At 36.7% G+C, this 25,630-nt stretch carries 19 protein-coding genes and 1 pseudogene; 7 read left to right on the top strand and 13 right to left on the bottom strand.

Annotated elements, in window-relative coordinates; genetic code table 11:
• Nucleotides 1-111: 111 nt before the first annotated feature.
• Both BLS38_RS02735 and BLS38_RS02730 read right to left on the bottom strand, forming a co-directional pair.
• Nucleotides 112-1,350 (bottom strand): dihydroorotase, encoded by a 1,239-nt coding sequence (locus BLS38_RS02735; RefSeq protein ID WP_092746809.1) that lies wholly within the window; start codon nucleotides 1,348-1,350, stop codon nucleotides 112-114.
• A gap of 14 nt (nucleotides 1,351-1,364) precedes the next feature.
• Nucleotides 1,365-2,384 (bottom strand): aspartate carbamoyltransferase catalytic subunit, encoded by a 1,020-nt coding sequence (locus tag BLS38_RS02730; RefSeq protein WP_092746808.1) that lies wholly within the window; start codon nucleotides 2,382-2,384, stop codon nucleotides 1,365-1,367.
• A 158-nt stretch (nucleotides 2,385-2,542) separates the two neighbouring features.
• Here BLS38_RS02730 and rlmKL point away from each other — a divergent pair, with 158 nt between their 5' ends.
• Nucleotides 2,543-4,747: a bifunctional 23S rRNA (guanine(2069)-N(7))-methyltransferase RlmK/23S rRNA (guanine(2445)-N(2))-methyltransferase RlmL gene (rlmKL, locus tag BLS38_RS02725; RefSeq protein WP_092746807.1), complete on the top strand. Its 2,205-nt coding sequence runs from the start codon at nucleotides 2,543-2,545 to the stop codon at nucleotides 4,745-4,747.
• A 47-nt stretch (nucleotides 4,748-4,794) separates the two neighbouring features.
• On the opposite strand, the gene BLS38_RS02720 is transcribed toward rlmKL, so the two are convergent.
• Nucleotides 4,795-6,033, bottom strand: coding sequence for a DUF945 family protein (locus tag BLS38_RS02720; protein WP_171258518.1), 1,239 nt, complete (start codon nucleotides 6,031-6,033; stop codon nucleotides 4,795-4,797).
• Nucleotides 6,034-6,340: 307 nt separating this feature from the next.
• Here BLS38_RS02720 and BLS38_RS02715 point away from each other — a divergent pair.
• Nucleotides 6,341-6,622: pseudogene (locus BLS38_RS02715) on the top strand (transposase family protein); the annotation flags it as partial.
• 152 nt (nucleotides 6,623-6,774) lie between these two features.
• Here BLS38_RS02715 and BLS38_RS02710 read toward each other — a convergent pair.
• The 7 genes from BLS38_RS02710 to clpB all read right to left on the bottom strand — a co-directional run bounded on the left by BLS38_RS02710 (nucleotide 6,775) and on the right by clpB (nucleotide 13,536).
• Nucleotides 6,775-7,014: a hypothetical protein gene (locus BLS38_RS02710; protein WP_092746805.1), complete on the bottom strand. Its 240-nt coding sequence runs from the start codon at nucleotides 7,012-7,014 to the stop codon at nucleotides 6,775-6,777.
• A 122-nt stretch (nucleotides 7,015-7,136) separates the two neighbouring features.
• Nucleotides 7,137-7,967, bottom strand: a complete 831-nt coding sequence (locus tag BLS38_RS02705) for a hypothetical protein (protein WP_092746804.1) — start codon at nucleotides 7,965-7,967, stop codon at nucleotides 7,137-7,139.
• 202 nt (nucleotides 7,968-8,169) lie between these two features.
• Nucleotides 8,170-8,991 carry a hypothetical protein gene (locus tag BLS38_RS02700; protein ID WP_092746803.1) on the bottom strand — a complete coding sequence of 274 codons (822 nt, stop codon included), beginning with the start codon at nucleotides 8,989-8,991 and terminating at the stop codon, nucleotides 8,170-8,172.
• A gap of 170 nt (nucleotides 8,992-9,161) precedes the next feature.
• Nucleotides 9,162-9,995: a hypothetical protein gene (locus BLS38_RS02695; RefSeq protein WP_092746802.1), complete on the bottom strand. Its 834-nt coding sequence runs from the start codon at nucleotides 9,993-9,995 to the stop codon at nucleotides 9,162-9,164.
• Nucleotides 9,996-10,089: 94 nt separating this feature from the next.
• Nucleotides 10,090-10,422 carry a hypothetical protein gene (locus BLS38_RS02690; RefSeq protein ID WP_092746801.1) on the bottom strand — a complete coding sequence of 111 codons (333 nt, stop codon included), beginning with the start codon at nucleotides 10,420-10,422 and terminating at the stop codon, nucleotides 10,090-10,092.
• A gap of 81 nt (nucleotides 10,423-10,503) precedes the next feature.
• Nucleotides 10,504-10,731 (bottom strand): hypothetical protein, encoded by a 228-nt coding sequence (locus BLS38_RS02685; protein ID WP_143230099.1) that lies wholly within the window; start codon nucleotides 10,729-10,731, stop codon nucleotides 10,504-10,506.
• Nucleotides 10,732-10,956: 225 nt separating this feature from the next.
• Entirely contained in the window at nucleotides 10,957-13,536 is a 2,580-nt protein-coding gene (gene clpB, locus BLS38_RS02680) for an ATP-dependent chaperone ClpB (protein ID WP_092746799.1), read from the bottom strand.
• Between the two features lie 290 nt (nucleotides 13,537-13,826).
• On the opposite strand from clpB, the gene BLS38_RS02675 reads away from it, so the two are divergent.
• Together BLS38_RS02675 and BLS38_RS02670 are read left to right on the top strand one after the other, a co-directional pair.
• Nucleotides 13,827-16,004, top strand: a complete 2,178-nt coding sequence (locus BLS38_RS02675) for a TonB-dependent receptor (RefSeq protein WP_425283447.1) — start codon at nucleotides 13,827-13,829, stop codon at nucleotides 16,002-16,004.
• 127 nt (nucleotides 16,005-16,131) lie between these two features.
• Nucleotides 16,132-16,935 carry a peptidoglycan DD-metalloendopeptidase family protein gene (locus BLS38_RS02670; protein ID WP_092746797.1) on the top strand — a complete coding sequence of 268 codons (804 nt, stop codon included), beginning with the start codon at nucleotides 16,132-16,134 and terminating at the stop codon, nucleotides 16,933-16,935.
• 28 nt (nucleotides 16,936-16,963) lie between these two features.
• Here the strand turns inward: BLS38_RS02670 and BLS38_RS02665 are convergent, their stop codons facing one another.
• Nucleotides 16,964-17,389, bottom strand: a complete 426-nt coding sequence (locus BLS38_RS02665; RefSeq protein WP_092746796.1) for an OsmC family protein — start codon at nucleotides 17,387-17,389, stop codon at nucleotides 16,964-16,966.
• A 166-nt stretch (nucleotides 17,390-17,555) separates the two neighbouring features.
• Here BLS38_RS02665 and crp point away from each other — a divergent pair, with 166 nt between their 5' ends.
• Nucleotides 17,556-18,239, top strand: coding sequence for a cAMP-activated global transcriptional regulator CRP (crp, locus tag BLS38_RS02660; RefSeq protein WP_092746968.1), 684 nt, complete (start codon nucleotides 17,556-17,558; stop codon nucleotides 18,237-18,239).
• A 51-nt stretch (nucleotides 18,240-18,290) separates the two neighbouring features.
• On the opposite strand, the gene BLS38_RS02655 is transcribed toward crp, so the two are convergent.
• Nucleotides 18,291-19,022: a M48 family metallopeptidase gene (locus tag BLS38_RS02655; RefSeq protein ID WP_425283454.1), complete on the bottom strand. Its 732-nt coding sequence runs from the start codon at nucleotides 19,020-19,022 to the stop codon at nucleotides 18,291-18,293.
• A gap of 725 nt (nucleotides 19,023-19,747) precedes the next feature.
• Nucleotides 19,748-21,376 carry a malate dehydrogenase (quinone) gene (gene mqo, locus BLS38_RS02645; protein WP_092746793.1) on the bottom strand — a complete coding sequence of 543 codons (1,629 nt, stop codon included), beginning with the start codon at nucleotides 21,374-21,376 and terminating at the stop codon, nucleotides 19,748-19,750.
• 748 nt (nucleotides 21,377-22,124) lie between these two features.
• On the opposite strand from mqo, the gene BLS38_RS02640 reads away from it, so the two are divergent.
• Both BLS38_RS02640 and mgtA read left to right on the top strand, forming a co-directional pair.
• Nucleotides 22,125-22,781: a hypothetical protein gene (locus BLS38_RS02640; protein WP_092746792.1), complete on the top strand. Its 657-nt coding sequence runs from the start codon at nucleotides 22,125-22,127 to the stop codon at nucleotides 22,779-22,781.
• A 92-nt stretch (nucleotides 22,782-22,873) separates the two neighbouring features.
• Nucleotides 22,874-25,630, top strand: a complete 2,757-nt coding sequence (gene mgtA, locus BLS38_RS02635) for a magnesium-translocating P-type ATPase (protein WP_092746791.1) — start codon at nucleotides 22,874-22,876, stop codon at nucleotides 25,628-25,630.

Raw genomic sequence — 25,630 nt, 5'->3', positions numbered from 1 at the left:
TTATATGCTCTGCAAGCGAAGTGCGCTGGCCTATAAAAAATACAGTACAACATTCACTAAAACAGAAGTACCATCAAATCGAACAACTTGATGGCACCTCATAACATCACATTAAATACGATAAAAAGTTTCTTCAACTCGCCCTGTTAACATGTGCTCAAAAAGTGGGGTGTTTTTACCTTGTGATCGCATAGTTTTGCGATCAAGTTGCCATGTTTGTGTCGGATTAACTAAAACCCAACCACACTCTTGTTGCCAACGATTCGCCATATTCGCTACTTTGGCTGGCGCAAGCGTTACTTTTTCAACCCATTGCAACGGCGTAAGTACACCTTCTGCGACAAGTTGTACGCCAAGGGCAACAAAGCTATCAAACGCAGAAATACCCGCTTCTGTTTCTGCAAATGGTGCAAGCTTAGCCGATGCGCTTAAAGGTTCGTGATGTGTACAAATGGCATCAATCACGCCTGACTGTACACCTTCACGTAACTGTAACTGATCTTTACGGCTACGTAGTGGCGGGCGAACATGTGCAAGCGTATTAAACCCATCAATCAGCGTATCAGTTAAATGTAACTGGTGCATGGCCACATCTGCTGTAATATGCAGGCCTTTATTTTTTGCAATACGAATCAGCTCAACAGATGCACCACAAGACAACAAGCTAAAATGGGCTTTTACGCCAGTGGCTTCAACCATGAGCAAGTACTTAGCAATCGCGATCGTTTCTGCCAAAGGTGAAATCATAGGTAACCCTTGACGTGAAGCGACAAAGCTTTCATGCACACAACCATCTTTGGCAATATTGGCCTCTTCTGCATAAAAAACGACTGTCATATCTACACCTGCTGCGTACTCTAAAGTACGCAACAATACATCATCATCTAAAAATGATGCATTAGCATTAGACACAAATGCACAACCGCCTTTTTTTAGCCCTGCCATATTTGCAGGTTGTTTACCTTGTAAGCCTTGAGTTTGTGCACCAATAATATTTAAATGAATCTTGCCATCATGCCATGCTTTTTCAATGAGGCCCTGTATAAGGGAGCCATTGTCTTGCACAATTGGTTTAGAATCTGGTGGCGTGACAACATGCAAAATGCCTTGCTCACGTGCAGCTTTTCCTTCAGATTTCAATGTGCCGTGTTGTTGTTGACCTGGTTCTCGTAATCGAGCACACAAATCAACCATACTTGGCATGAGCCAACGCCCTTGCCCATCAATCACTTGTTGTGGTTGTTCTATATAATCAACACGTTGACCTTGTTTTAAATACACAGTTTCCACGTGGTCTATCTGGTTTACAGGATCCAAAACACGTACATTTTCTATTTTAACACTTGTCATGATGTCTATTCCTCTTAAACCATTGAACCTGCATCAAGTAATCCTTGTGCCTGTAACTGTCCATTCATAGACAATGCTAACACTGCCATCCGCACTGCAATTCCATTGGTGACTTGGTTTAAAATCACTGACTGAGCACCATCGGCAATACTTGAAGTAATTTCTACACCGCGGTTCATTGGCCCTGGGTGCATCACAATACAATCAGGCTTAGCCAATGCTAAACGTGCTTCATTTAAGCCATACATTTTATGAAACTCAAGCTGTGAAGCCAGTGCTGGCGATTCAATGCGTTCATTTTGAATACGCAAAGTGATAATCACATCGCAGTCTTTTACACCTTCGTCCATTTGGTTAAATAAACGTACCCCTTCGCCATATTCAGAAAAACCATACGGCAACAAGGTATTCGGTGCAATCACTCGAATATCTTTACAGCCTAATGTTTGTAACGCTGCAACATCTGAGCGGGCCACACGTGAATGCTTAATATCACCAATAATTGCAATACTCAGTGCTTCAAATGGCTTTTTGGTTTCACGGCGAATGGTTAACATATCAAGCATGGCTTGGGTCGGATGCGCATGTTGGCCATCACCTGCATTAATAATAGCAACATTCGGACACACATCTTTGGCAATAAAGTGTGCCGCGCCTGAAGATGAGTGACGTACCACAAAAATATCGGCAGCCATGGCTTGTAAGTTCCACAACGTATCTCTAAGGGTTTCGCCTTTGGCTGTACTTGAACGTGCAATATCAATATTTAATACATTGGCAGATAAACGTTTTGCAGCTGCCTCAAATGTAGTTCTGGTTCTGGTCGAATTTTCAAAGAACAGGTTCATGACTGTTCGCCCTTCCAATAATGGCGAAGTAATCAGTTGATTATTATCATTTATAAATGTTTCAGCGGTATCTAAAATGGTATTTAAAGTCTCTTTACTCAGACCTTCTATGGTTACAAAGTGTTTTAAGTTCCCATGTTCATTCAGTTGAATCTGACTTGGAGCATGCAATTTAGCCAAATGCATCAGTGATTCCTTTGTCCTACGCTAAGTTGACATATTGTATCGGAAAATAAGAATAATTCGCAGTCACGTGGCAATAAAAAAGCTATAAATAACACAAGCCAAATAGGGGTAAAATACGTTAAAATCCCTCTTTGCTTGTTTTTGTTTTGGAAGTTTGCATGAATTCACCGCAACGTTTATCTACATATTGGGTTACCTGTGCCGATGGTCTTGAACCATTACTCGAAGAAGAAATCGCTCATTTGGGTGCAACCAATGTAGAACGTAAAGCTGGTCGCTTAATTTTCAAAGGTACACTTGAAACAGCTTACCGTATTTGTATGTGGTCACGCCTTGCGTCACGTGTGGTCATGCCAATTTATGAGCATGACATTGAACAAAACCATGATGTGCGTGACGTTGCTGAAGAGCTTTTTGAAGGTGCAGTGAATTTTGATTGGTCACTTATTTTTGCACCCCAAAGTACATTTGCTATTCGTTTACACGTTGAGCGTGATGTCAAAGTAAACAGTCAGTTTGCCACGTTACGTGTAAAAGATGGTGTGGTTGACAATTTCATGGAAAATGTCGGTCGCCGTCCAAGTATTGATATTAAACAACCTGAAATTACACTATATGTATTAGCAGGTAAAACATCTCATATTTACTGTTTAGATTTATCTGGTGACTCATTGCATAAACGTGGTTATCGCCACTATATGACTGATGCACCAATTAAAGAGAACTTAGCCGCAGCCATTTTACATAAGGCAAAACTGCTCGAGCGTAAACCCGCTGTTGTGCTTGACCCAATGTGTGGTTCGGGTACATTTATTATTGAATCACTCATGATTTTAACCGACCGAGCACCGGGTTTAGTCCGTCGTTTTGGTTTTAATGGTTGGCATGGACATGACCATGACTTATGGATGAGCATTAAAGCTGAAGCAACCGAACGTCATGCCACAGCATTACTGAAACCACTACCACGTTTTTATGCATATGATGCAGATTGGGATGCAGTAAAAGCCACTAAAAACAATATTGTTGCTGCAGGGTTTGAGTCTATATTAGATCAAATTCAGGTTGAAGAACGTACCCTTGCCGACTGGCCTGATTTTAACCTCAGTGACAATGAGCAAGCATTTATTGTCACCAACCCACCGTATGGTGAGCGACTTGGTGATAAAGCCTCTAACCGTGCTGTGTATTTAGGTATTTCTGCATTACTACAAAAAGCTTTTCCAAACCAGTATGCTGCGATTATTGCAGCGCAAATTGAAGAAGCTGATGTTTTGGCATTTAATGAGCCTCAAACATTACGTTTAATGAATGGTAAACTGCCAATTTATGTACGATTTGGTACAATTAAGCCCCTCGTAAACAACACGCCATTTTTAGCCAGATGGCAAAATCAGCCTGTTGAACTTGAAGAGGCGCAAGACTTTACCAACCGTCTACAAAAAAATATGGTTGCCTTAAAAAAATGGGCTGTTAAAGACGGCGTTTATTGCTTACGTTTATACGATGCAGATTTGCCTGACTTTAATGTTGCAGTCGATCTTTATGGTGACCGCTTACACGTACAAGAGTATGCTCCACCAAAAACCATTGACCCAGAAAAAGCAAAAAAACGCTTTAATTTGGCATTGGCTGCTCTTCGTGCAGTGACAGGCTTAGGCCGTGAAGCTATCTTTATTAAAACACGTGCTCGCCAGTCTGGAAAAACACAGTATGAAAAACAAAGTACAGTGTCAAAACGATTTGTTGTTAAAGAAGGCAAAGCGAATATTTTAGTCAATTTAACAGACTATTTAGATACAGGCTTATTTTTAGACCATAGACCCATTCGCTTGCGTATTGCCAGTGAAGTGAAAGGAAAACACTTCCTGAACTTATACAGCTATACATCCACTGCAAGTGTACATGCCGCTTTAGGTGGTGCAGCCAGTACTACGAGTGTTGACTTATCAAACACCTACCTTAATTGGTCAAAAGAAAACTTCGTGCTTAATGGTTTAACCGTAGACCATGCAGATGAACAACACATGTTTTTTGCAGCAGATTGCTTTGAGTGGCTTAAAGAAGGTCATGAACAATATGACATGATTTTCATCGATCCACCAACCTTCTCTAACTCGAAAAAGTTTCATGGTACATTCGATGTACAGCGAGATCACCTATCTTTATTAAAACGTGCTATGAACCGTTTAAGCTCTGATGGTACTTTGTATTTTTCAAACAACTACCGTGGCTTTGAAATGAATGAAGAAATTGAAGCCATGTTTGATGTAGAAGAAATCACACAAGATACAATTGGCCCTGACTTTAAACGTAATCAGAAAATTCATCGTGCTTGGAAAATTAAACACTTTGCAGTCTAAAAAAGAAAAACCGAGCATAATTGCTCGGTTTTTTAGTTTAATCTAGCTTAATTTAGTTTTCCATTTTCAAACTTGCCAGTAAATTGTAATGAATGATCGGTTAGTTTTCCTTGATACATATTCGCCATATCTTTCATATTGTTTTCTGTCAGTTCTGGGCGAAGCAATTGAATAAGACCTTTATCGACTTCCATACCATACGTAAACGTCACTTTTTGTGGAATAGTATACGCAATGTCTGGCCAGGTAGCAGAATATTTTCCTGCGTTAAGCATACCATCAACATGAAAATTCAACTTTTGATGATTCACTTCAATGACATTTTCTTTTGAATTAAATTTTAGACCTTTTTCTAAAACCAGTGATACCGCTTTTGCTATCTTAGTCATTTTTTCTTGAGCAGGTAAGCATTGTTTTTGTAATTCATTGATTTCAGAAAATGCGTTTTGTGCTTCTACTTTAGCAACATTTTGTATTTGCGAGTTAAAAACCAATTTATTTAACTGATACGGCCCAAATGTAGCATTACCAACAGAGAAAGCTTGTACTGCTGATAACTTGTCATTTTGATCAAAGGTTTCAAATTTATATTTAATCAAATTAACATCAATCTTTTGATTAAAATCTGTTTGAATTGCATCAATCGTAATCTCAGATGTATTTGGAATGATTTTTTTCATAAATCCATGATCTGACTTATAAACTATATTTTTAATTGTTAACTCTTTTAAATTTTCATTTTCTTTCACATGAAGTTTAGGTACATTCAGCACAAAATCTTTATAATAAACATCGCCATCTTGTTTCTTTGCTTTAAACGCCACGTTCAAACCAGCCCAATCAATTTGGTATTTATCTTTATTTTTAATAATACTTGGACTGTTTAACTTCACATCTATTTGCCCAAGCCAACTCATATGTGCATCCAAAGTAACCACGGGCTTATTATCAAATAATCTTTTAATTTCATCATTTTCAACATCAATTTTTGATTGAATGTCATAGCCAGTTAAACCACGAGTCACATGGTCAGTACCCTTAATTACAACACTTCTTTCTTGCTTACATGGATCTGCAAAAATCTCAGCCTCCCAACTTACATCACCTGAAAAAAGACCCATGTTAAAATTAACTTTTTTTGACTTTATATTGTTAGCATATGCTTGATCTGCACTATACATCGCTTTTAATTCTTTATCTGCGTAAATACTTGCACCAAATACGCTACAACCGGCAACACCAATGGCCACAACCACTATTATCTTTTTTTTATGACTCACTGACACAATAAAACCACCCTGATAAAATATTACAAATACTATACATTTTAGCAACCAAAAACTCAAAACAAATCACAAAAAAATATCAAAATATGAAAAAAATCTCTTTAATTATTTGCTAAAAAAAGCCATTACGTTGTAATGGCTTTTTAAAAGTATAAAATACGATGTAAGAAACTTAGGGTGTATTGACTATATAAAAATAGCGAGATAGCAAACTTAAATCGCCAAATTTAAATTTACTACTCTCTATGCCTCATACAATGCTAAATGATCAACACTGATCATTATCGATAATCTAATCGTAATAAACGATGCTTCTCATATCAGAGCACCCCAGCACTCTGCAGGATTAAAGAATCAAGGTATATCAAAAAGCATTGGTGGGAATAGCTCAAAAATACATTTAGCCGTTGATTTTTATAGCAACTCAATTGAAATTATAGTGACAGATACACAAGCCAATATTCCACGCAAATGCAATACTCACTCCAATAATCATCATATGGATTAGAATTTATATAAAATTAGACATTTAGTTGAAAATACATTTGCAAGATTGAAGCACTTTAGAGGAATAGCAACTCGATATGACTAGCTAATGTGGTGGGCTTTAGCTTGCATATACATTTGGTTAACATTATGAATGTTAACCACACCCTATAACTAAAACTACCTGTGATTTGCAGCAAATTGATTTATTCTTACAACTTATTCATAATCTTGACCTATTGATATAATCCTCCCTTAAAAAAATAAACCGATAAAAAACAATAACAACCCTATGCCACATACATAAGGGCAACATTTATTAAAAAAAATTTCAATTTTATGATATAGAGCTTCTCCTTTATCATCTCTCTGTTGTGCTTTCAAAAGCCTTTTTTTAGTAAGCTTTGAGTATCCTAAAGTACCTACTTGTATCCAAAAAAGAAAACCTCCTACCACTAAAAAAACTCCAATTTTTGATATCAATGATAATTCCATATATATAAATCCCAATATATTGATTATTAAATATTTTTATCTAATAAAACCTATCGATTTAAGCTAAAGTAAAAGTTTAAAAAAACCCAGTTATCAGTGTTTGACGTGACATATTGTTCCCCCTATAAAACTTTTAAATGATTAATTTGCTTGAGTACTTTGCTTTGAATAATTTGCCAATCTTTTAAATGTACAAATTGATATTTGGCATCGATATGTACATGCGTATCTGCAGATAAAATAAACCACTGATTACAATCACGTGCATTAGGATATGGTGATCGATCATCACAAGTGATGAGTGTACTCACGTCTCCGTTACTATTGTAGCCAACATATATATCTGTTGTATCCTTGTAACCATAACTTTCTATCCATCTAGGATGGGGCTTATATTTTTGTAATCCATATACATTTTCTGTGGTTTTTTCATAAGTGTTGATGTAATGGACTTTCTCTAAATGCTCTTTATCTGAAAGACGAGTTTCTATTGTTTGGTTGCGTAGAATGTCTTTTAAATACCCTGCTTGAACGTGTTTATTGGACTCCACTGAAACCGTAACCCATTGGTTATTTGCATCATTCCGCTCTGCTTCATACTTGTCTGCTGAGTGGTTAATCGGATCTGAAAGATACTTCACCAATAAAAGGTCTGTTGGATAATGTAGCGTAAAGTAGAATCTTAAAAATCGGGAATCATAGGTACGCTGTGGTTTTGGCCTACATTTCGGGTCTATATCGTCAAATGTCCAAACTGGGCAAATTTCATAATCGATATAGCTAATCCCATTTCCAAGTTTCATTTTTATGCCATCAAGGTTGCCTATATAATAAGGCTGACCGTAGGGGTCTTTTTCAACTTGTGGACTATTTGCTGCAGACTCTTTTTGATGGCATGCCATGGTCAAAAGCGACAAACATAACAGTGCGGTCTTTTTTAATGTAGACACCATATTTTATTTCCTGTTAGCTGACATTTAAATAAAAATACTCTTTTAAAAATTAATAAAATAAATCAAACACTCTTGAACTAAAGCCCCCCGTAATTTGCAGTAAATTAATTTGTGCTTGTAAAAACTGATATTTCGCTTGAGTCAGGTTTAATCATTTCCACTCAGCTCTTCATCCATATTAATCGTTTGTTTTGCTTTCACTTCACTTCCCCTTCACTGTAAAAGATTGAATCAGTTTTTCTGAATCTTGTATAAGTTGTTGCCAATGCGGTAATAACTCAGACCTAAAGTCAAGTTTTAAATACCTCATATTGCGATCCTGTAGTAAATTGTTTTTTTCTAATTCACACATCGTTATACCCATTTTGAAATACAAGCAGCTAATCACCAGAGTGACTTTTTTATCGCCCGTTTCTTGCCAATACACCTTCTTTTGACTCCCTTCTTCTTCAACAACATCAATTTGATATAGCCCTAAGTTTGAATTAAACTGTTTTTTTTCTTTAAATTCTTGTTCAGACATTTCTTCACTAGAACCTATAATACTTTTTCTTAATTTGATTTTTAATTCTCTTGTCATACCTTCTTTTATATATTTTTTTATAATTTTTTCTCCTCCCTCACTAGTAAGTATTTGAGATTGCTGTATAGAAATACTTAAATCATCAGGTTTTTCCAAATAATTAAAACTACCTGTAGGTGACATTGCAGGCCATGACACTCTAAAATTCGCACTACTGATGGGGTCATTACAGCCTTTCGCTTCATGTGCTTGGGTGCTATTCCCTCCCCAGTAATCCACCCCTTGATATTCGACTTTAGATAAAAATAAATATCTACGGTCAATACGCATCTGCTGATGACCTAACATGCCGCATTCATACGGTTTTTCACGTATGCTTGGGGTTGAAGGACCACTTATTCCACGTATAAAACTCACGAATAAAAATAAACAAATGAACCCAATAAAAGCCATGAAACACCAACCAAGAACCTTTAACAGATCTAAAATAATTTTATTCATAACGCTCCCTATTTCTTGTTAATCCCAAAGTTTCATCATTCTTTTAAAGCTATTATTACTATTCAATAAGTGCTATTTAAAAACTTGCCTAAACATAAAAATTTAGTGATTGCCCTACTTTAAAAATTTAAAAACCCAGCTATAAGTGTTTGACGTGACATATTGTTCCCCTATAAAACTTTTAAATGATTAATTTGCTTGAGTACTTTGCTTTGAATAATTTGCCAATCTTTTAAATTCACAAATTGATAATGAGCTTTGATATTGACATGCGTATCTGCAGATAAAATAAACCACTGATTACAATCACGTGCATTAGGATATGGTGATCGATCATTACAAGTGATGAGTGTACTCACATCTCCTTTACTGTTATAAGCAACGTATAAATCAGTTATATTCTTATAACTATAATTTTCTACCCATCTAGGGTGGGGCTTATATTTTTGCAACCCATAGACATTTTCTGTGGTTTTTTCATAAGTGTTGATATAATTGACTTTCTCTAAATGCTCTTTATCTGAAAGACGAGTTTCTATTGTTTGGTTGCGTAGAATGTCTTTTAAATACCCTGCTTGAACGTGCTTATTGGACTCTACTGAAACCTTAACCCATTGGTTATTTGCATCATTCCGCTCTGCTTCATACTTTTTCTTTGAATCATTCGTTGAGAAAAAACCAGAGAAATTAAGCAATAAAAGATCTGTTGGGTAATACAAAGTAAAGTGAAATCTTAAAAATCGAGAATCATAAGTACGTTTAGGTTTTGGTGTACATTTTGGGTCTATATCGTCAAATGTCCAAACTGGGCAAATTTCGTAATCGACATATTCAATTGCACTGCCCAGTTTCATTTTTATGCCATCGAGGTTGCCTATATAATAAGGCTGACCGTAGGGGTCTTTTTCAACTTGTGGACTATTTGCTGCAGACTCTTTTTGATGGCATGCCATGGTCAAAAGCGACAAACATAACAGTGCGGTCTTTTTTAATGTAGACACCATATTTTATTTCCTGTTAGCTGACATTTAAATAAAAATATTCTTTTAAAAATTAATGAAATAAATCAAACACTCTTGAACTATTTACCGCTTTAAATTATTTGTGTGCTAGACTTGGTAGAACAAACATAAAAACTGAAAATGCGGCTGCAACTACAACTCCTGAAAAGAAATGAATAAAACAGGCACTAACGTTTCTATAAAAAATATGATTATTTCCCTCTAACTTATCAAAGAGTAATCTAAACATTTTTGCTAGAAAAACTGAAACAAGTCCAGCGTATAAGTTAAACCGACTGACATCAGGAACGATATAAATTCCTTTGCTTTTCATAGATACGATATAAATAATAATAGGCCAATAGGTAAACATGCCTAAAACTATAAAAAGGCCTAAAACTAATGGTGGTTCTGATTTTTCATCATTCACAGCTGCTTCCCCACTTTGTATTCAATAACCTCATGAAATGACTCCTGTTATATTTAACTGACATCAAAAGTGAGCTCTCTACTAAAAAAATAACCCCATAACAAAAAGGAATAACCCAATACCACACATATAGCGCCAAACTTTCTCTGCTTGGTAAAAGACAATCTCATCACGATCGCCTTTTTTACATGCTTCAAGTCGCTCTTCTTTTGTACGTTTAGAGTCATCTAGAGCATCTATACGTATCCATAAAAAAACCCCGATGATAATAGAGTAACCGCCAATTTCTGACATTAACGATAGTTCCATACTTTTCCTTTTAAAATAATTATCACCAACCTAAAGAGAATCAATCATGAATCTTTTATTTCTAGAGTTACTACAATATTAAACATATAAAACTATCGCATTAAATGTATACTAATATTCATTATATCTATTTAATGTGTCTTTTAACTTATTATTTTTTTTAAAAACAAAAAAAGCCATTACGTTGTAATAGCTTTTTAAAAGTATAAAGTAAGACTAAAAAACTTAACTCAATTTACGTTTATCAAATACCAACTGACCGTGATCACCATGTACGACAATCTGATCACCTGCTTCAAATTCAGCAGCTAGAATTTTTTGTGCAAGTATATTTTCAATCTGTTGCTGAATCGCTCTTTTTAGTGGTCTAGCACCATAAATTGGGTCAAATCCTGCATCAACTAACACATCAAATGCACTGTCTTCTACGGTTAAGCCAATATCTCTATCTTGCAAACGCTCACGTAAACGGCCTAACTGAATATCAGCAATACCTCGAATCTGTGATTTTTTCAAGCTATGAAATACAACCAATTCATCAATACGGTTAATAAACTCTGGGCGGAAGTGTTGGCTTACTGCATTCATCACCACTGCATGAACTTCATCCTCTGATGCATCATCACCTAACTCTCGCACATCTTGTGAACCTAAATTTGAAGTCATCACAATCACTGTATTTTTAAAGTCAATCATACGCCCTTGCGAGTCTGTTAAACGACCATCATCTAACACTTGCAATAAAATATTAAATACATCTGGATGTGCTTTTTCGACTTCATCAAACAATACAACGCTATACGGTTTACGGCGTACAGCTTCGGTAAGTACACCGCCTTCTTCGTAACCTACATAGCCTGGAGGCGCACCCACTAAACGACTGACCGAATGTTTTTCCATAAACTCGCTCATATCAATACGAATCATGGCATCGTCATCATCAAATAGGAAATTGGCCAATGCTTTAGTCAACTCTGTTTTCCCCACACCTGTAGGACCTAAAAACAGAAATGAACCACTCGGACGGTTGGGATCAGACAACCCAGCTCTTGAACGGCGTACCGCATTTGACACAGCCACCACTGCTTCATCTTGCCCAACCACACGTTGGTGTAAGAAGCTTTCCATCGCAAGTAATTTTTCTCGTTCGCCTTGCAGCATTTTAGACACAGGTATACCTGTTGCCGCACTCACCACTTCAGCAATTTCATTTTCAGTCACTTTAGTGCGAATAAGTTGTAACGCATCATTTTCATCAATAACATCATCTTGCTCAAGTTGCTTTTCAAGCTCAGGAATAAGACCATACTGTAAACGGCCTGCTTCTGCCAAATTACCTTCACGCTGGGCTTTTTCCAGTGCTATACGGGCTTGATCAAGTTTTATTTGACTCTGTTTGGTACTTTCAACCAGAATTTTTTCTTTACGCCATACTTCTTCTAGACTGTCATACTCTTTTTGTAAAGGCTGAATCTGATCATTTAAATATGAAATTTCAGCTTTACTACCTTTATATTTCTCTTTTTTAACGACCTCTAACTGCATTTTAAGTTGAATAATACGGCGATCTAAACGATCTAAAGATTCAGGTTTAGAATCAATTTCCATTTTAATACGAGATGCAGCTTCATCAATTAAATCAATGGCTTTATCGGGCAATTGACGGTCTGTAATATAACGTTGTGACATTTTTGCAGCCGCAATAATCGCAGCATCTAAAATTTTCACACCATGGTGTACTTCGTAACGTTCTTTTAAACCACGTAAAATTGCAATCGTATCTTCAACACTTGGTTCATCCACCAACACTTTTTGGAAACGGCGTTCTAACGCGGCATCTTTTTCAATAAATTGACGATATTCATCTAAAGTGGTCGCACCTACACAACGCAATTCGCCACGTGCCAATGCGGGTTTAAGCATATTTCCTGCATCCATTGCGCCATCAGTTTTACCTGCACCAACCAATGTGTGTAACTCATCTATAAATAGAACTACTTGGCCATCTTGTTTAGCAAGGTCTTTAAGTAAGGCTTTTAAACGCTCTTCAAACTCACCACGATACTTTGCGCCTGCAAGCAATGCACCAATGTCTAAAGATAATACACGTTTACCTTTTAAACTTTCAGGCACTTCACCATTTACAATACGCTGTGCCAAACCTTCCACAATGGCAGTTTTACCCACACCCGGCTCACCAATCAGTACAGGGTTATTTTTGGTACGGCGTGAGAGCACCTGCACTGTACGACGAATTTCTTCATCACGGCCAATCACAGGGTCAAGTTTACCTAGCAAAGCACGTTCAGTTAAATCAATTGTGTATTTACTGAGTGAGTCTCTTTGCTCTTCATAATTATTACTGGTCACTTTTTCTCCACCTCTAATTTTTTCAATCACTTGACGTAATTTTATAGCCTCAACACCAACGGCTTTTAATAATTTTTGGCTTTGACCTGATTCCGCTAATGCCAATAGCACCCAATCGGTCGATACAAAGCCATCACCTGCTTTTTGTGCATATCTGTCGGCTAAATTAAGCACCTTTACTGCATCTGGGCTCAAGCCAACATCGCCTGTCGGTGTGGTAATCGTTGGTGCATCGTCAAGTGCTTTAGATACACTACTTTTTAGCACAGGAAGCTGTGCACCGGCCTGTTGCAATACACTTAAGTTGGCTGCATCTTCAAGTAAAACCGATAAAATATGTAATGTATCTATACTGGTATGATCTTTACCTACTGCCAAAGACTGAGCGGTTGAGAGTGTATTGGTTAAACCTGTTGTAAACTTATCAAACTGCATGATGTATTCCTCAAAATTATTATCTATTAATTTATATATTAGGTCAGTACTGATATTTTCAATAAAAATTTGTTTATTTTCATTAACTTAAATAATTTTATTTTGGGTATTTTTCTCTATTATATGTGAGTCTTAGATAAGGTTTTTCAAGTATAAAACAGTAAATATTTTGCAATATGAAATTTATCTTAAAAAAAATATGAAAAATGTAGGAAATATGAATATAATCACAACCAATTTGCAAACTAAATGATAATACTTTACATTATCTTTAACAATTGGTGACTACATTGGCTACAACATCCCTCCCCCTCTTTAAAGTCAGCTTACTTGCCCTCCTTATTTCAAATATTACTCAAGCATCTGTACAAAACATTGATCCTTCAGCGACTGCTACGCTAGAAACGATTAAAATAGAAGCAATGAGTGAGCTAGACCCCATCAAAAGCTACATTGACTATAAAGAAGCCAATGTTACACGTAACGGCTTAGCAAAAAGAGATATTCCCCAAACTGTAGATACCATTGATGTTCAAAAGTATAAAGTCTACGGCTCAAATGACTTAAGTGTCATGTTACAAGGTACTCCTGGGATCTCCACCAGTTACGACATGCGTGGTGACGGTATCACCATTCGTGGTTTCAATGCAGATACAGGCGACATTTACCGTGATGGTATTCGTGAAGGTGGACAAGTTCGCCGTAGTACTTCAAGCGTAGAACGTATTGAAATCTTAAAAGGCCCTGCTTCGGTATTATATGGCCGTAGTGCTGGCGGCGGCGTTGTCAATATGGTGAGTAAATACGCCAACTTTAACTCAAAAAGTACGTTAGGTATTTATGCTGGGTCTTGGAATAATTTAGGTACAGCCATTGATCTTAACCATGCGGTGAATGATAACTGGGCAGTACGTCTAAACAGTGAGTATGGCGAAGCCGATAGCTTCCGTAAAGGCATTCATAGCCGTCAAGTCATGGCATCGCCAAGTGTGACCTACCGTAACGATGACCATACACTCACGTGGACGACACAATACACCTTTGATAATTTACACCGTATACCCGACCGTGGTCCCTACGTATATAACTTACCGCAAGGCACATCAACCAAACAAAGTTATGCACAAAATGGCGACTTTGTTGATGATACATTGCATGTTGCACGTACAGATTTAAAATATGAATATGCACCAAATTGGAATTTTCATTGGGCACTCAGCTACCGTGTCGCTGAACAAAACTTCGATCATTTTTATTTAGGTACTATGTGTACCAGTACAGTGAAAGCAACAGCCACAAACTCTGGGTGCTATAAAGATTATATTAAACAAATTTACTATTGGCAAAATACCAAGAACACAACCACAACGAATACCTTTGATATCACTGGTGAGTTCAACACAGGCGTAATAAAACACAATATCATGCTGGGTGCAGACTGGACGTATGAACAACGTGAACCACAATTGGCAAACAGCAATCAAAATAACTCTCTCATTTATGGTTTTGTAAACCCGCTTACAGGTGATAAGTTTAGCTCTCGTGGTAGCGGAGATTTAAAACTTAATACATATAACTATAACCAAGCCACAGGTTTAGGCTTCTTTTTACAAGACCTTATTAGCTTTAATGAACAGTTTAAACTCATGCTTGGGGCACGTTACGACAGTTATGAATCTTCGACCAGCAATAAACTACTGGCAAGTAATAATCCGAACTTTAAACGAACTGTAGATAGTGAAAGTTTTAGCCCAAATGTGGGGTTAATTTATCAACCCAATGAACATCACAGCATATATGCATCATACAGCAAGAGCTTTTCACCCTTTGGCGGTTCTGCCGGTGTGAATGCAGTAACCTCAAGTCAAAACCTTGCGGTATTTAATGCAGAACCCCAGTACAATATACAATATGAAATCGGTGTAAAAAGTGATTGGCTAGATAACCGTTTGAATACTCAAATCTCTGTCTATGATATTCGTAAAGACAATATTCGCTATCGCCCAGACCCAACCAACAACCCTGATTTATGGGCTGTAGCAGGCCAACACGAGTCAAAAGGTGTAGAATTTAGCTTTATTGGCCGTTTAATTGACAACGTATTTGTACGCGGTGGTTATGGTTACACCGATGCAAAAGTGACTAAAGACTTACAAACACCAACAAATGTAAATAAGCGCCTTGCACTCACTTCAAAAAATACAGGCAATTTATTTGTACGTTATTTACCAACTGAAAGTGTGTACCTAGAAACAGGGGTAACGTATGTTGGGTCATTTTACAATAACCTCAACAATGATTATAAAGTCAAAGGCTTTAGTCGCTTAGATGCTGCGATTGGTTATAGCCAAGCACCTTGGAATGTTACCCTAGCTGTAGGTAACGTAACCAACAAGAAATATTGGCGTTCAGCTGACCTGCCAGGCACACCGCGCAGTGTTCTTATGCGTGTAAACTATCAATTTTAAGTCAATCAAACGATAAATCAAAAAAAGCCATACTAAAACGTATGGCTTTTTAGGTTATAAAAAACGTACACCAAATATAAATTGCTACCGCTATAATTAATTGACTTAATATTTATGTTGCATCTATATGACTTATAAAAAATTACTCACACTACTTTCAATTTGCTGTTTTTCTAGTTCAAGTTTTGCATTTTTACCACAAAACTCACTAAGAGCAGGTGGCATTGCTGTATTACCTATTTCAGAAGACGTACAACAGGTCAGCTTTCAGAATATGCCGGTGTTATTAACACACGAAGCACAAAAAAAATATGCAATTGTAGGCATTCCTTTGTCTACACCTGTCGGTTCTGTAAAAGTAGATACAGATCAAGGGCCAATTCATTTAGATATCCAACCATATGCCTATGCTGAACAACATATACAACTCAAAGATCAGAGCTTTGTCGAGCCTTCTGCCGAACAGCTGGCAAGATACAAACAAGAAGCTGAAGAACAACAACGTATTTACCATTCTTTTACGCCAAGTACGTGGAATAGCTTTCCACGATTTATTGCGCCAACACCAGGTAAATTTAGCAACTCATTTGGACGAAAACGATTTTTTAACCAAGAAGCACGAGCACCTCACTCAGGCCTAGATATTCCAGCACCTGTTGGGCAAAAAGTGGTTGCACCTGCAAATGGTACAGTTGTTGGCATTGGCGATTATTTTTTTAATGGAAAAACCATTTTAGTTGATCATGGACAAGGTTTAATTAGTATGTTTTGCCATTTAAGTGAAATAGATGTCACTGTTGGACAACATGTAATACAAGGTGAGCGTATTGGATTGGTTGGTAAAACGGGCCGTGTAACAGGGCCTCATTTACATTGGGGAATGAGCCTAAACGATGCACGTGTAGACCCACAATTGTTTCTACAAAAATAAATAATGCGAAATTATATCAAAGAATGACTTAAACACTGAGCTCAATCAGCTCGAAGTCATGGGTGATTTCAACACCACCATCGGTCAGCATTTTGCTGGCCGAACAATATTTTTCTGCTGAAAGCTCAACAGCTTTAGCGACTTGTTTTTCCTTTATACCATGCCCTTTCACCACAAAGTGAAGGTGTATTTTTGTAAACACTGCAGGAATGCTCTCTGCTCTCTCTGCTTGTAATTGACATATTACATCAGTAATATCTTGACGTGACTTTTTTAAAATAGTCACGATATCGAAAGAAGCACAACCGCCTAATCCCATTAAAATCAACTCCATAGGACGAGCACCACGGTTTTCACCCCCATATGCAGGTGATCCATCCATCACTACAGTATGACCACTTTCAGACTTGGCTTCAAATGCAACATTTTCAAGCCATTGAACTGTTGATTGCATTGCAACTACCTTAAAAAAAATATAAATTAAACACGATATACGTTACACTAACACACTTTGTTCAATGAGCCTATTCCCAATGGTTTGGGCTTATTTCATTGAACTCTTTCACCAAGTATTAAATTTACTTACACCCCCTTTAACTACTGCCTCTGGAATAGGAATCATGCCAGCTAATTTTTTCCCTTTTGCGAACGAGATACTCTCCCCAAATCAACTTCCTGAGTCTGTTAAAGCATTATTAAAACGTGCGTATATCAATCGTCACCCAAAACGTACAACACTCATTGAGTCTGGTAAAGAGTCTAAGTCGCTATATCTTATTTTAAAAGGCTCGGTATCTGTTATTTTACGTGAAGATGATGAACGTGAAATTGTTGTTGCTTATTTAAATGCTGGTGAATTTTTTGGTGAGATGGGGCTTTTTGAAACAGAACCACACCGTACTGCTGAAGTCAGAACACGTGAAACATGTGAAATTGCTGAAATATCATACGAAAACTTTTTAGAACTCGCTGTACAGTACCCAGACCTAAACTATGCTATTTTTTCACAGCTCACTAAGCGCTTAAAAAATACTACACGCAAAATGACTGACCTTGCATTTATTGATGTCACTGGTCGTATTGCACGTTGTTTAATTGATCTTGCTCACCAACCTGCAGCAATGCTTCTATCGAATGGTCGCCAAATTCGTATTACTCGCCAAGAAATTGGTCGTATTGTTGGATGCTCTCGTGAAATGGTTGGTCGCGTGCTTAAATCTCTTGAAGAACAAGGAATGATCGAAACAGAAGGTAAAGCCATTTTAATATATGATGCTGCTTTAGAGTGCTCAACTGAGAAATAGCCAATTAGATTGACGGCTAAATATAAGCCGTCATCTCGCAAGCAAAGAAACCTAGCGTGTTCGATTATAAATTGCAATCGCCGCAGGTAAGTTGTTCTTCATTTCAGCAATACGTTGTGTATTTGATGGGTGCGTAGATAAAAAACTTACGCCGGTATTACCCTGCGCTCTACTCATTTTTTCCCATAATGTTAGGGCTGCTTGTGGGTTATAACCTGCTTTTGCCATGAGCATCAGCCCGCCATAATCGGCACGTGTTTCTAAGTTTCTAGAATATGGTAAACCCACTCCCACTTGACTCCCTAAATCAATCGCTGCATTTCCAAATTGTCCAATGCTTTGCCCAGCATAATTTTTGCCAATATCGATTGCTAAATTGGTGAGTGCATCTGCACCTATTTTATTTTTTGCGTGTTCTTCTAAAGCATGGGTCATCTCATGCCCCATAATGGCTGCAATTTCATCGTCAGATAAATTAAGTCGATTCACAATACCTGTATAAAAGACAACCTTACCACCAGGAGCAACATATGCATTCAGCGTGTCTGACTTAATAACAGCAAGTTGCCATTGAAACGCTTGGCCTGTTCTATTAAGCTGATTCGCATAAGGCTCCATACGCTGTAATATAGTATAAATACGTTGGTATGTACTTGATGACGTATCGAGCACCCCTTTTTGTTTTGCTTCCTGTTGCATTTTAGCAAAGCTTTGTGCAGAAGTTGCATTTAGCGTGGCTGAATCTGCACCTGCCATATCTGCAATTGTGGTACATCCCGACATAATAAATAACGTAGAGAATCCTAACGCTATAAAAACCTTATTTTTCACCATATGTTCCTGTCTTATTTTTCATTCATTTTCATTATATACAACAATAAAATGTATTTAACATACCTACTGTGTAAATAAGCACTTCTCCTTTTTATTCATTAGTGTATTACCAAATCACTCTACTTTTACAAAAATAAAAAAGATTATCTCTATACTCACAAAGCACCATACTTTTGCCAAGTTTCACCACTATCCTCTTGATTATATTTATTTTTTATATCTTTAATATAATTATTTTGATGTATAACTAAAGAACATATCAAGATCAAAAATAGAATTTTTTTTGTTACTAACAATTTATTTACTTTGAATAATAATATGCTGTAAACAAAGCTTATAAGTGATAGAAAGTATTCTTGCGCCAAAATAAAATAAAAACTACTAAAACTAGCTAAAACCACAATATATACATTTCTATTACATGAATAATTAAAAAATTTAACAATACTGAGTGAGAGTAAAATATAGCTCATAAGGTAAAAAGAATGTACATCTCCACCAACAACTACAATATACATTGATTGAAAGAACAGAAAAAGTAGTATAAAAAAAGTCAGAATTTTAACCAATATTAAAAAAAAATTTAGGTAGATACTCATCTTATAACTCCATTTTTATCAACAAAAATAGGAGGTCATTTTGACCTCCTATTTATCACAACAACACTTAAAAAATTACTTCTGTGTATGCTGAGGAGCACCATTAAACAAATCAGTCGGTGTTGTATAATTCAAACCCAATACTGTACTTGTGTATTTACGTGTTTCATCTAAAAGCTTTGGATCTTCACGTAAATCTTGCTGATACGATCGAATGATTTCATGCAACTTAGGATTCCAATCTTGTTTTGTTTTTTCAGGGAATGCTTTTTCTAACAACGTCAATAACGTATAAGGTGATGTTGACGCGCCTGGTGATGCACCCAATAACGCAGCAATAGACTTATCTTTAGACACAAAAATCTCTGTTCCAAATTGAAGCTTAGCAGGTTTACCAGGCTCATTTTTAATGATCTGAACACGTTGACCACCTTGACTCAAACGCCAATCTTCTGGTTTAGCATTCGGATAATACTTTTTAAGTTCATTAAAGCGATCTTCATCTGACATCATCACCTGACTTACTAAATATTTCACAAGATCAAGATTCTCAACACCTATTTTTGTCATAGGTAACACGTTGTTCTTGTTCGTTGAAGCCAATAGGTCTAACTGAGAGCCATTTTTCAAGAACTTATTTGAATACGTTGCAAATGGACCAAACAAAACATATTTTTTCCCATCAATATAACGTGTATCAATATGAGGAACTGACATTGGTGGTGCACCTAATTCTGCACGACCATAAACTTTTACAGTATGCTTTGCAGTAATTTCAGGATTATCTGTAATTAAAAATTCACCACCCACTGGGAACCCAGCATATTGTTCAGCCTCTGGAAGACCTGTTTTTTGTAACATTTTAATGGCCGCACCACCTGCACCAATAAAAACAAATTTCGCTTTAATTCGACTAATTTCACCTGTTTTTAGGTTTTTCGATTCAACAGACCACGTTTTATCATCATTTTGACTAATATTGGTGACTTCGGTAGATGTACTGAGCATGAAATTCTTAGATTTTTCTAAATTTTTAATAAGTTGTGTGGTAATTGAACCATAATTAACATCTGAACCAATTTCCATACGAGTCGCAGCAACTTTTTGCTGAGGATCACGCCCTTCCATGACTAATGGTGCCCAAGATTTAATCACGCTAGGGTCTTCTGTATAGTACATGCCTTTAAACAATGGATGCGCAGACATGGCTTGGTAACGTTTTTTGAGAAAATCAACATTATCACCCCAAACAAAGGCATCATGTCCAACAGGATTAATAAAGCTTTTAGGTTCTCCTAATGCTTTATTTTCAACTTGATATGCCCAAAACTGTTTAGAGATTTCAAATTGATTTGCAACATTTACTGCTTTTGAAATGTCCATTTTACCGTTTTTTTCTTCGGTATAATTCATTTCCATAAAACCAGAATGCCCTGTACCTGCATTATTAAACCCGTTAGAGCTTTCTTGCCCAACTTGGTCTAAGCGCTCGAACATATGAACCTTCCAGTTCGGTTCTAGTTCATTGATATATGTGCCAAGGGTTGCACTCATGATACCACCACCAATGAGTACAGCATCAATGGTTGTTTCTTTCACATCCACTTGAATATGCTTAGAAGCAACAGGCCTAAACAAAAATAAAATAGCAAGTACAATCAATACAATGAGAGCGACAATTAGATATAATCCAATTTTCTTCATTCCAATATATCCTTAAAGAATAAAACATCCATCCATAGATAAAAGCCTGAAATACGAGATTTAAGACTCTTGTGTACGTTACTGTAGCGTACAAAGTCCTATCTGTAACAATCAAACCTTTCAAAGTTAGTCTGTTTTTTTATAGATACATCTTTTCTAGATGCGTTACTTCACAAAAAAACAGATTAACTCAAGTAAGACTTTAGTATAAACTCAGTCTTTGAGTTTGAACATACCCAAAGCTTAATTATTTCTTAAAATCATACTTAATAATTAAAATAACAAATATAATCAATATTTTGAAGATAAAATCTATGTGCTATTTTTAATACATTCATGGCAGGGAAATTTAATCGAATAAACTCATCGTTAAAATAATACTTTCAATTAAAAAACTTTACAAAAACCACACACTCCTAAGATATATACCAAAATTAATTTACAATTAAGAATTAATGTATATAATGCAGGCAATTTTTAAAGTGCGGAGACCCTCAGTGGGAAGTTGTTCGAGGTTTAGTGTAATTTACACTGTTGTATTCATCTTGAAAGCATAACGGCAACTCAGACACTTCGGGTCATGCCATCTTGCAACGAGATGGTATTAACAGCAAAACACATCATAAAATCATTATTTTAGAATCTACAGCATCTATATTCGATAGATATAGCTTCTGTATGTTCACGTAATGTGCTCAGAGCATAATACCTACGTGGGTATATTCTGCCTCAACCTTGGGGAATAGAAATGTATCACTACTTTTTTACATTATCTTTTTATACCAGTGTCATTATTATTGTGCTTATGTCACGCTATACATATGCTCTACCACTGTACAATACTGATGATGCACAAATCACAAGTAATAACACCTGCCAAATTGAATTTGGACAAACCAACAGTAAGCAACAACAACTTTTAAGCGCAAACCCTGCCTGTAGTGTATATAACTATGAGGTCTCTACACCTGTCAATTATGTTGACCGCACGACATCTGTTGCAGTGCAAATAAAACACCCTTTTTATGCATCTGAACAATTTGGTATTGCTGCTAGCGTAGGTTATACGCCAAATCAACATGCAGATGAAGCCAATTGGCAAGTTAACCTACCAACCTCTTTCTATATCACGCCACAATTTCAAATTGATGCAAACTTAGGTTGGTATCACTCCACAGAAGTGAATGTATCTACATGGGCAATTGCTGCAACACATGAGCTTCCCCATGCCCAAAAAATTGCAATCGAATACTACAAACCCGCATTAGACCCTCGCCAAGTACAGCTCATTTGGGGGCTCGATGTCATCAAAGACAAAACCAGTATTTATTTATCTTACGGTCAAACCATTCGGTCATCTATAGCCCGATGGATTGGCTTAGGCTTTAGTTGGAATTTTAGCTAACCGTTTTAATTACATAAACACATTTAACACTCACTTTGGTTTTTTTACAAAAACCGAAACGGCTCAGTATGACCTAAAGTTAGGAGACCCAAATGATGCGCAATCTATGGGAACAACTATTTTCACGTTTTTTAAAGAAATTTCACTTAACTCGCTATTTTTCTAAATCGGCATCACTTAAAGAATTACATCAATCTAGCCATGCTCAACACATTGGAAAGCAACTCACCGAGCAACTCACACATGCTTCTAGTACACCGATTGCTCGACTATTACAAGAAAAACAAACTCAATTGAGTGGCTTAGACGAAAGTGAAGTTGAAATACGTCAGCAACGCAATGGCCTAAATGAAATTCATACAGAAAAACCACTCACTTGGTGGCAACACCTTTGGTATTGCTACAAAAATCCGTTTAATATTTTACTCACGTTATTGGCATGTATTTCTGCCTATACAGGGGATCCTAAAGGTACACTCATTATTTCAATGATGGTAATACTCTCTACCATCTTACGATTCTGGCAAGAATCAAAATCAAATAAAGCAGCTGACACACTCAAATCTATGGTCAGCAATCAAGCAGCTGTATATAGAAATAATTCAGGCGATAAACTTGCACAATATGCTTTAGAACAACTCAACTCCAGTGCAGCACACAATATTTTTGATATTCCAACCAAATACTTGGTGAGTGGCGATATTATTAAACTCTCTGCGGGTGATTTAATCCCAGCAGATTGCCGTATTATTGAAGCTAAAGATCTCTTTGTTTCGCAAGCAGCTATGACTGGCGAATCAATGCCTGTTGAAAAGTTTGCACAACATCAAAGTGATAACATTAGCAACACCATGGCATTAGATAATATTGTTTTTATGGGTACAAGTATTGTTTCTGGTACGGCCACTGCGTTGGTACTCAACATAGGAAATAAAACGTACTTTGGTGCACTTGCCCATCGTGTGACAACACAAGATCAAGTTGCAACCTCATTTCAAGTGGGTGTTAACCGTGTCAGCTGGTTACTGATTCGCTTTATGATGGTTATGACACCCATCGTATTATTTATTAATGGCTTTACCAAAGGCGACTGGACTGAGGCAGCGCTCTTTGCACTGTCTATTGCTGTTGGCCTAACCCCTGAAATGTTACCCATGATTGTAACATCTACCCTTGCCAAAGGTGCTGTATTCCTTTCACGTAAAAAAGTGATTGTAAAACGCCTAGATGCCATTCAAAACTTTGGAGCAATGGATGTACTGTGTACCGATAAAACAGGTACGCTCACACAGGATAAAATTATTTTATCTAAACATCTTGATGTATTAGGCAATACTTCAGCACATGTATTACTGCTGGCCTATTTAAATAGCTACTATCAAACAGGATTAAAAAACTTACTTGATTTAGCAATTTTAGAACATGTTGATCAAGACATTAAAACTGAACGTTTGCACTACAGTAAATTGGACGAAATTCCATTTGATTTTGACCGTCGTCGCATGTCTGTTGTGGTAAAAACACCTCAAGCACAATCTCAGATCATCACCAAGGGTGCTGTTGAAGAGATGCTCAATATTTGTACTCATGTAGAAATTAATAACGAACGTACCGAACTAACTCAAGCACTGAAGCAAACTATTTTACAAAATAGCCAAAGCTATAATAAAGATGGCTTACGTGTCATTGCAATTGGTTATAAAAATGCACCCGTTACAGAGCAATCTATCTTTTCAATTCAAGATGAGAATAATTTAACACTCAGTGGGTTCTTAACCTTTTTAGATCCACCAAAAGACAGTTCAGCAAAAGCCATTCAAGCACTACACAACTACGGCGTAGAAGTAAAAGTACTCACTGGCGATAATGAATTTGTGACCCAAAAAGTCTGTCAAGATATTAATTTACCACATGAGCATATTGTGCTTGGTGAAGAAATTGACCAAATGAGTGATGACGAATTCAAACATGCTGTTGAAAAACACAATATTTTTGCGAAACTCAACCCAATGCACAAAGAACGCATTGTCATGCAGTTAAAAGCGAACAATCATGTGGTCGGTTTTTTAGGCGATGGTATTAACGATGCAGCTGCTTTACGTAGTGCTGATATTGGCATTTCGGTCGACAGTGCTGTAGATATTGCCAAAGAATCTGCAGATCTCATTTTACTTGAAAAAAGTTTAATGGTCTTAGAGCAAGGCGTGATTGAGGGCCGTAGAACATTTGCCAACATTTTAAAATACATTAAAATGACAGCAAGCTCGAACTTCGGTAACGTATTTTCTGTATTGGTTGCCAGTGCATTTATTCCATTTTTACCAATGCTCCCAATTCATTTATTAATACAAAACTTAATTTACGATGTATCACAAACTGCTGTACCTTTTGACAATGTAGATGAAGAAATCTTACAAAAACCACAGCGTTGGGAACCTGAAAGTATTGGTCGTTTTATGATATTTTTTGGACCAATCAGCTCAATTTTCGATATTATTACGTTCTTATTGATGTGGTTTGTGTTTAAAGCCAATACGCCAGAGCACCAAACGCTATTCCAATCTGGATGGTTCGTTGTGGGTCTACTCACACAAACTCTTATTGTACACATGATTCGCACCCCTAAAATTCCATTTATACAAAGCAGAGCATCTCTTCCTGTCATGGTCATGACTGTATTGGCAGTATCTATTGGTATTTTCTTACCAATGGGACCTTTAGCAAATTACTTCCAACTGCAAGCACTCCCTGTCACATACTTTATATATTTACCTGTTATTTTATTGGCATATATGGGTCTAACCCAACTCATGAAAACCATTTATGTTAAACGTTACGGTTGGCAATAA

Origin of the sequence: Acinetobacter boissieri, assembly GCF_900096955.1 — a bacterium.
GTDB classification, from domain to species: Bacteria; Pseudomonadota; Gammaproteobacteria; order Pseudomonadales; family Moraxellaceae; genus Acinetobacter; species Acinetobacter boissieri.
This window is presented reverse-complemented; position numbering and strand designations above follow the sequence as displayed.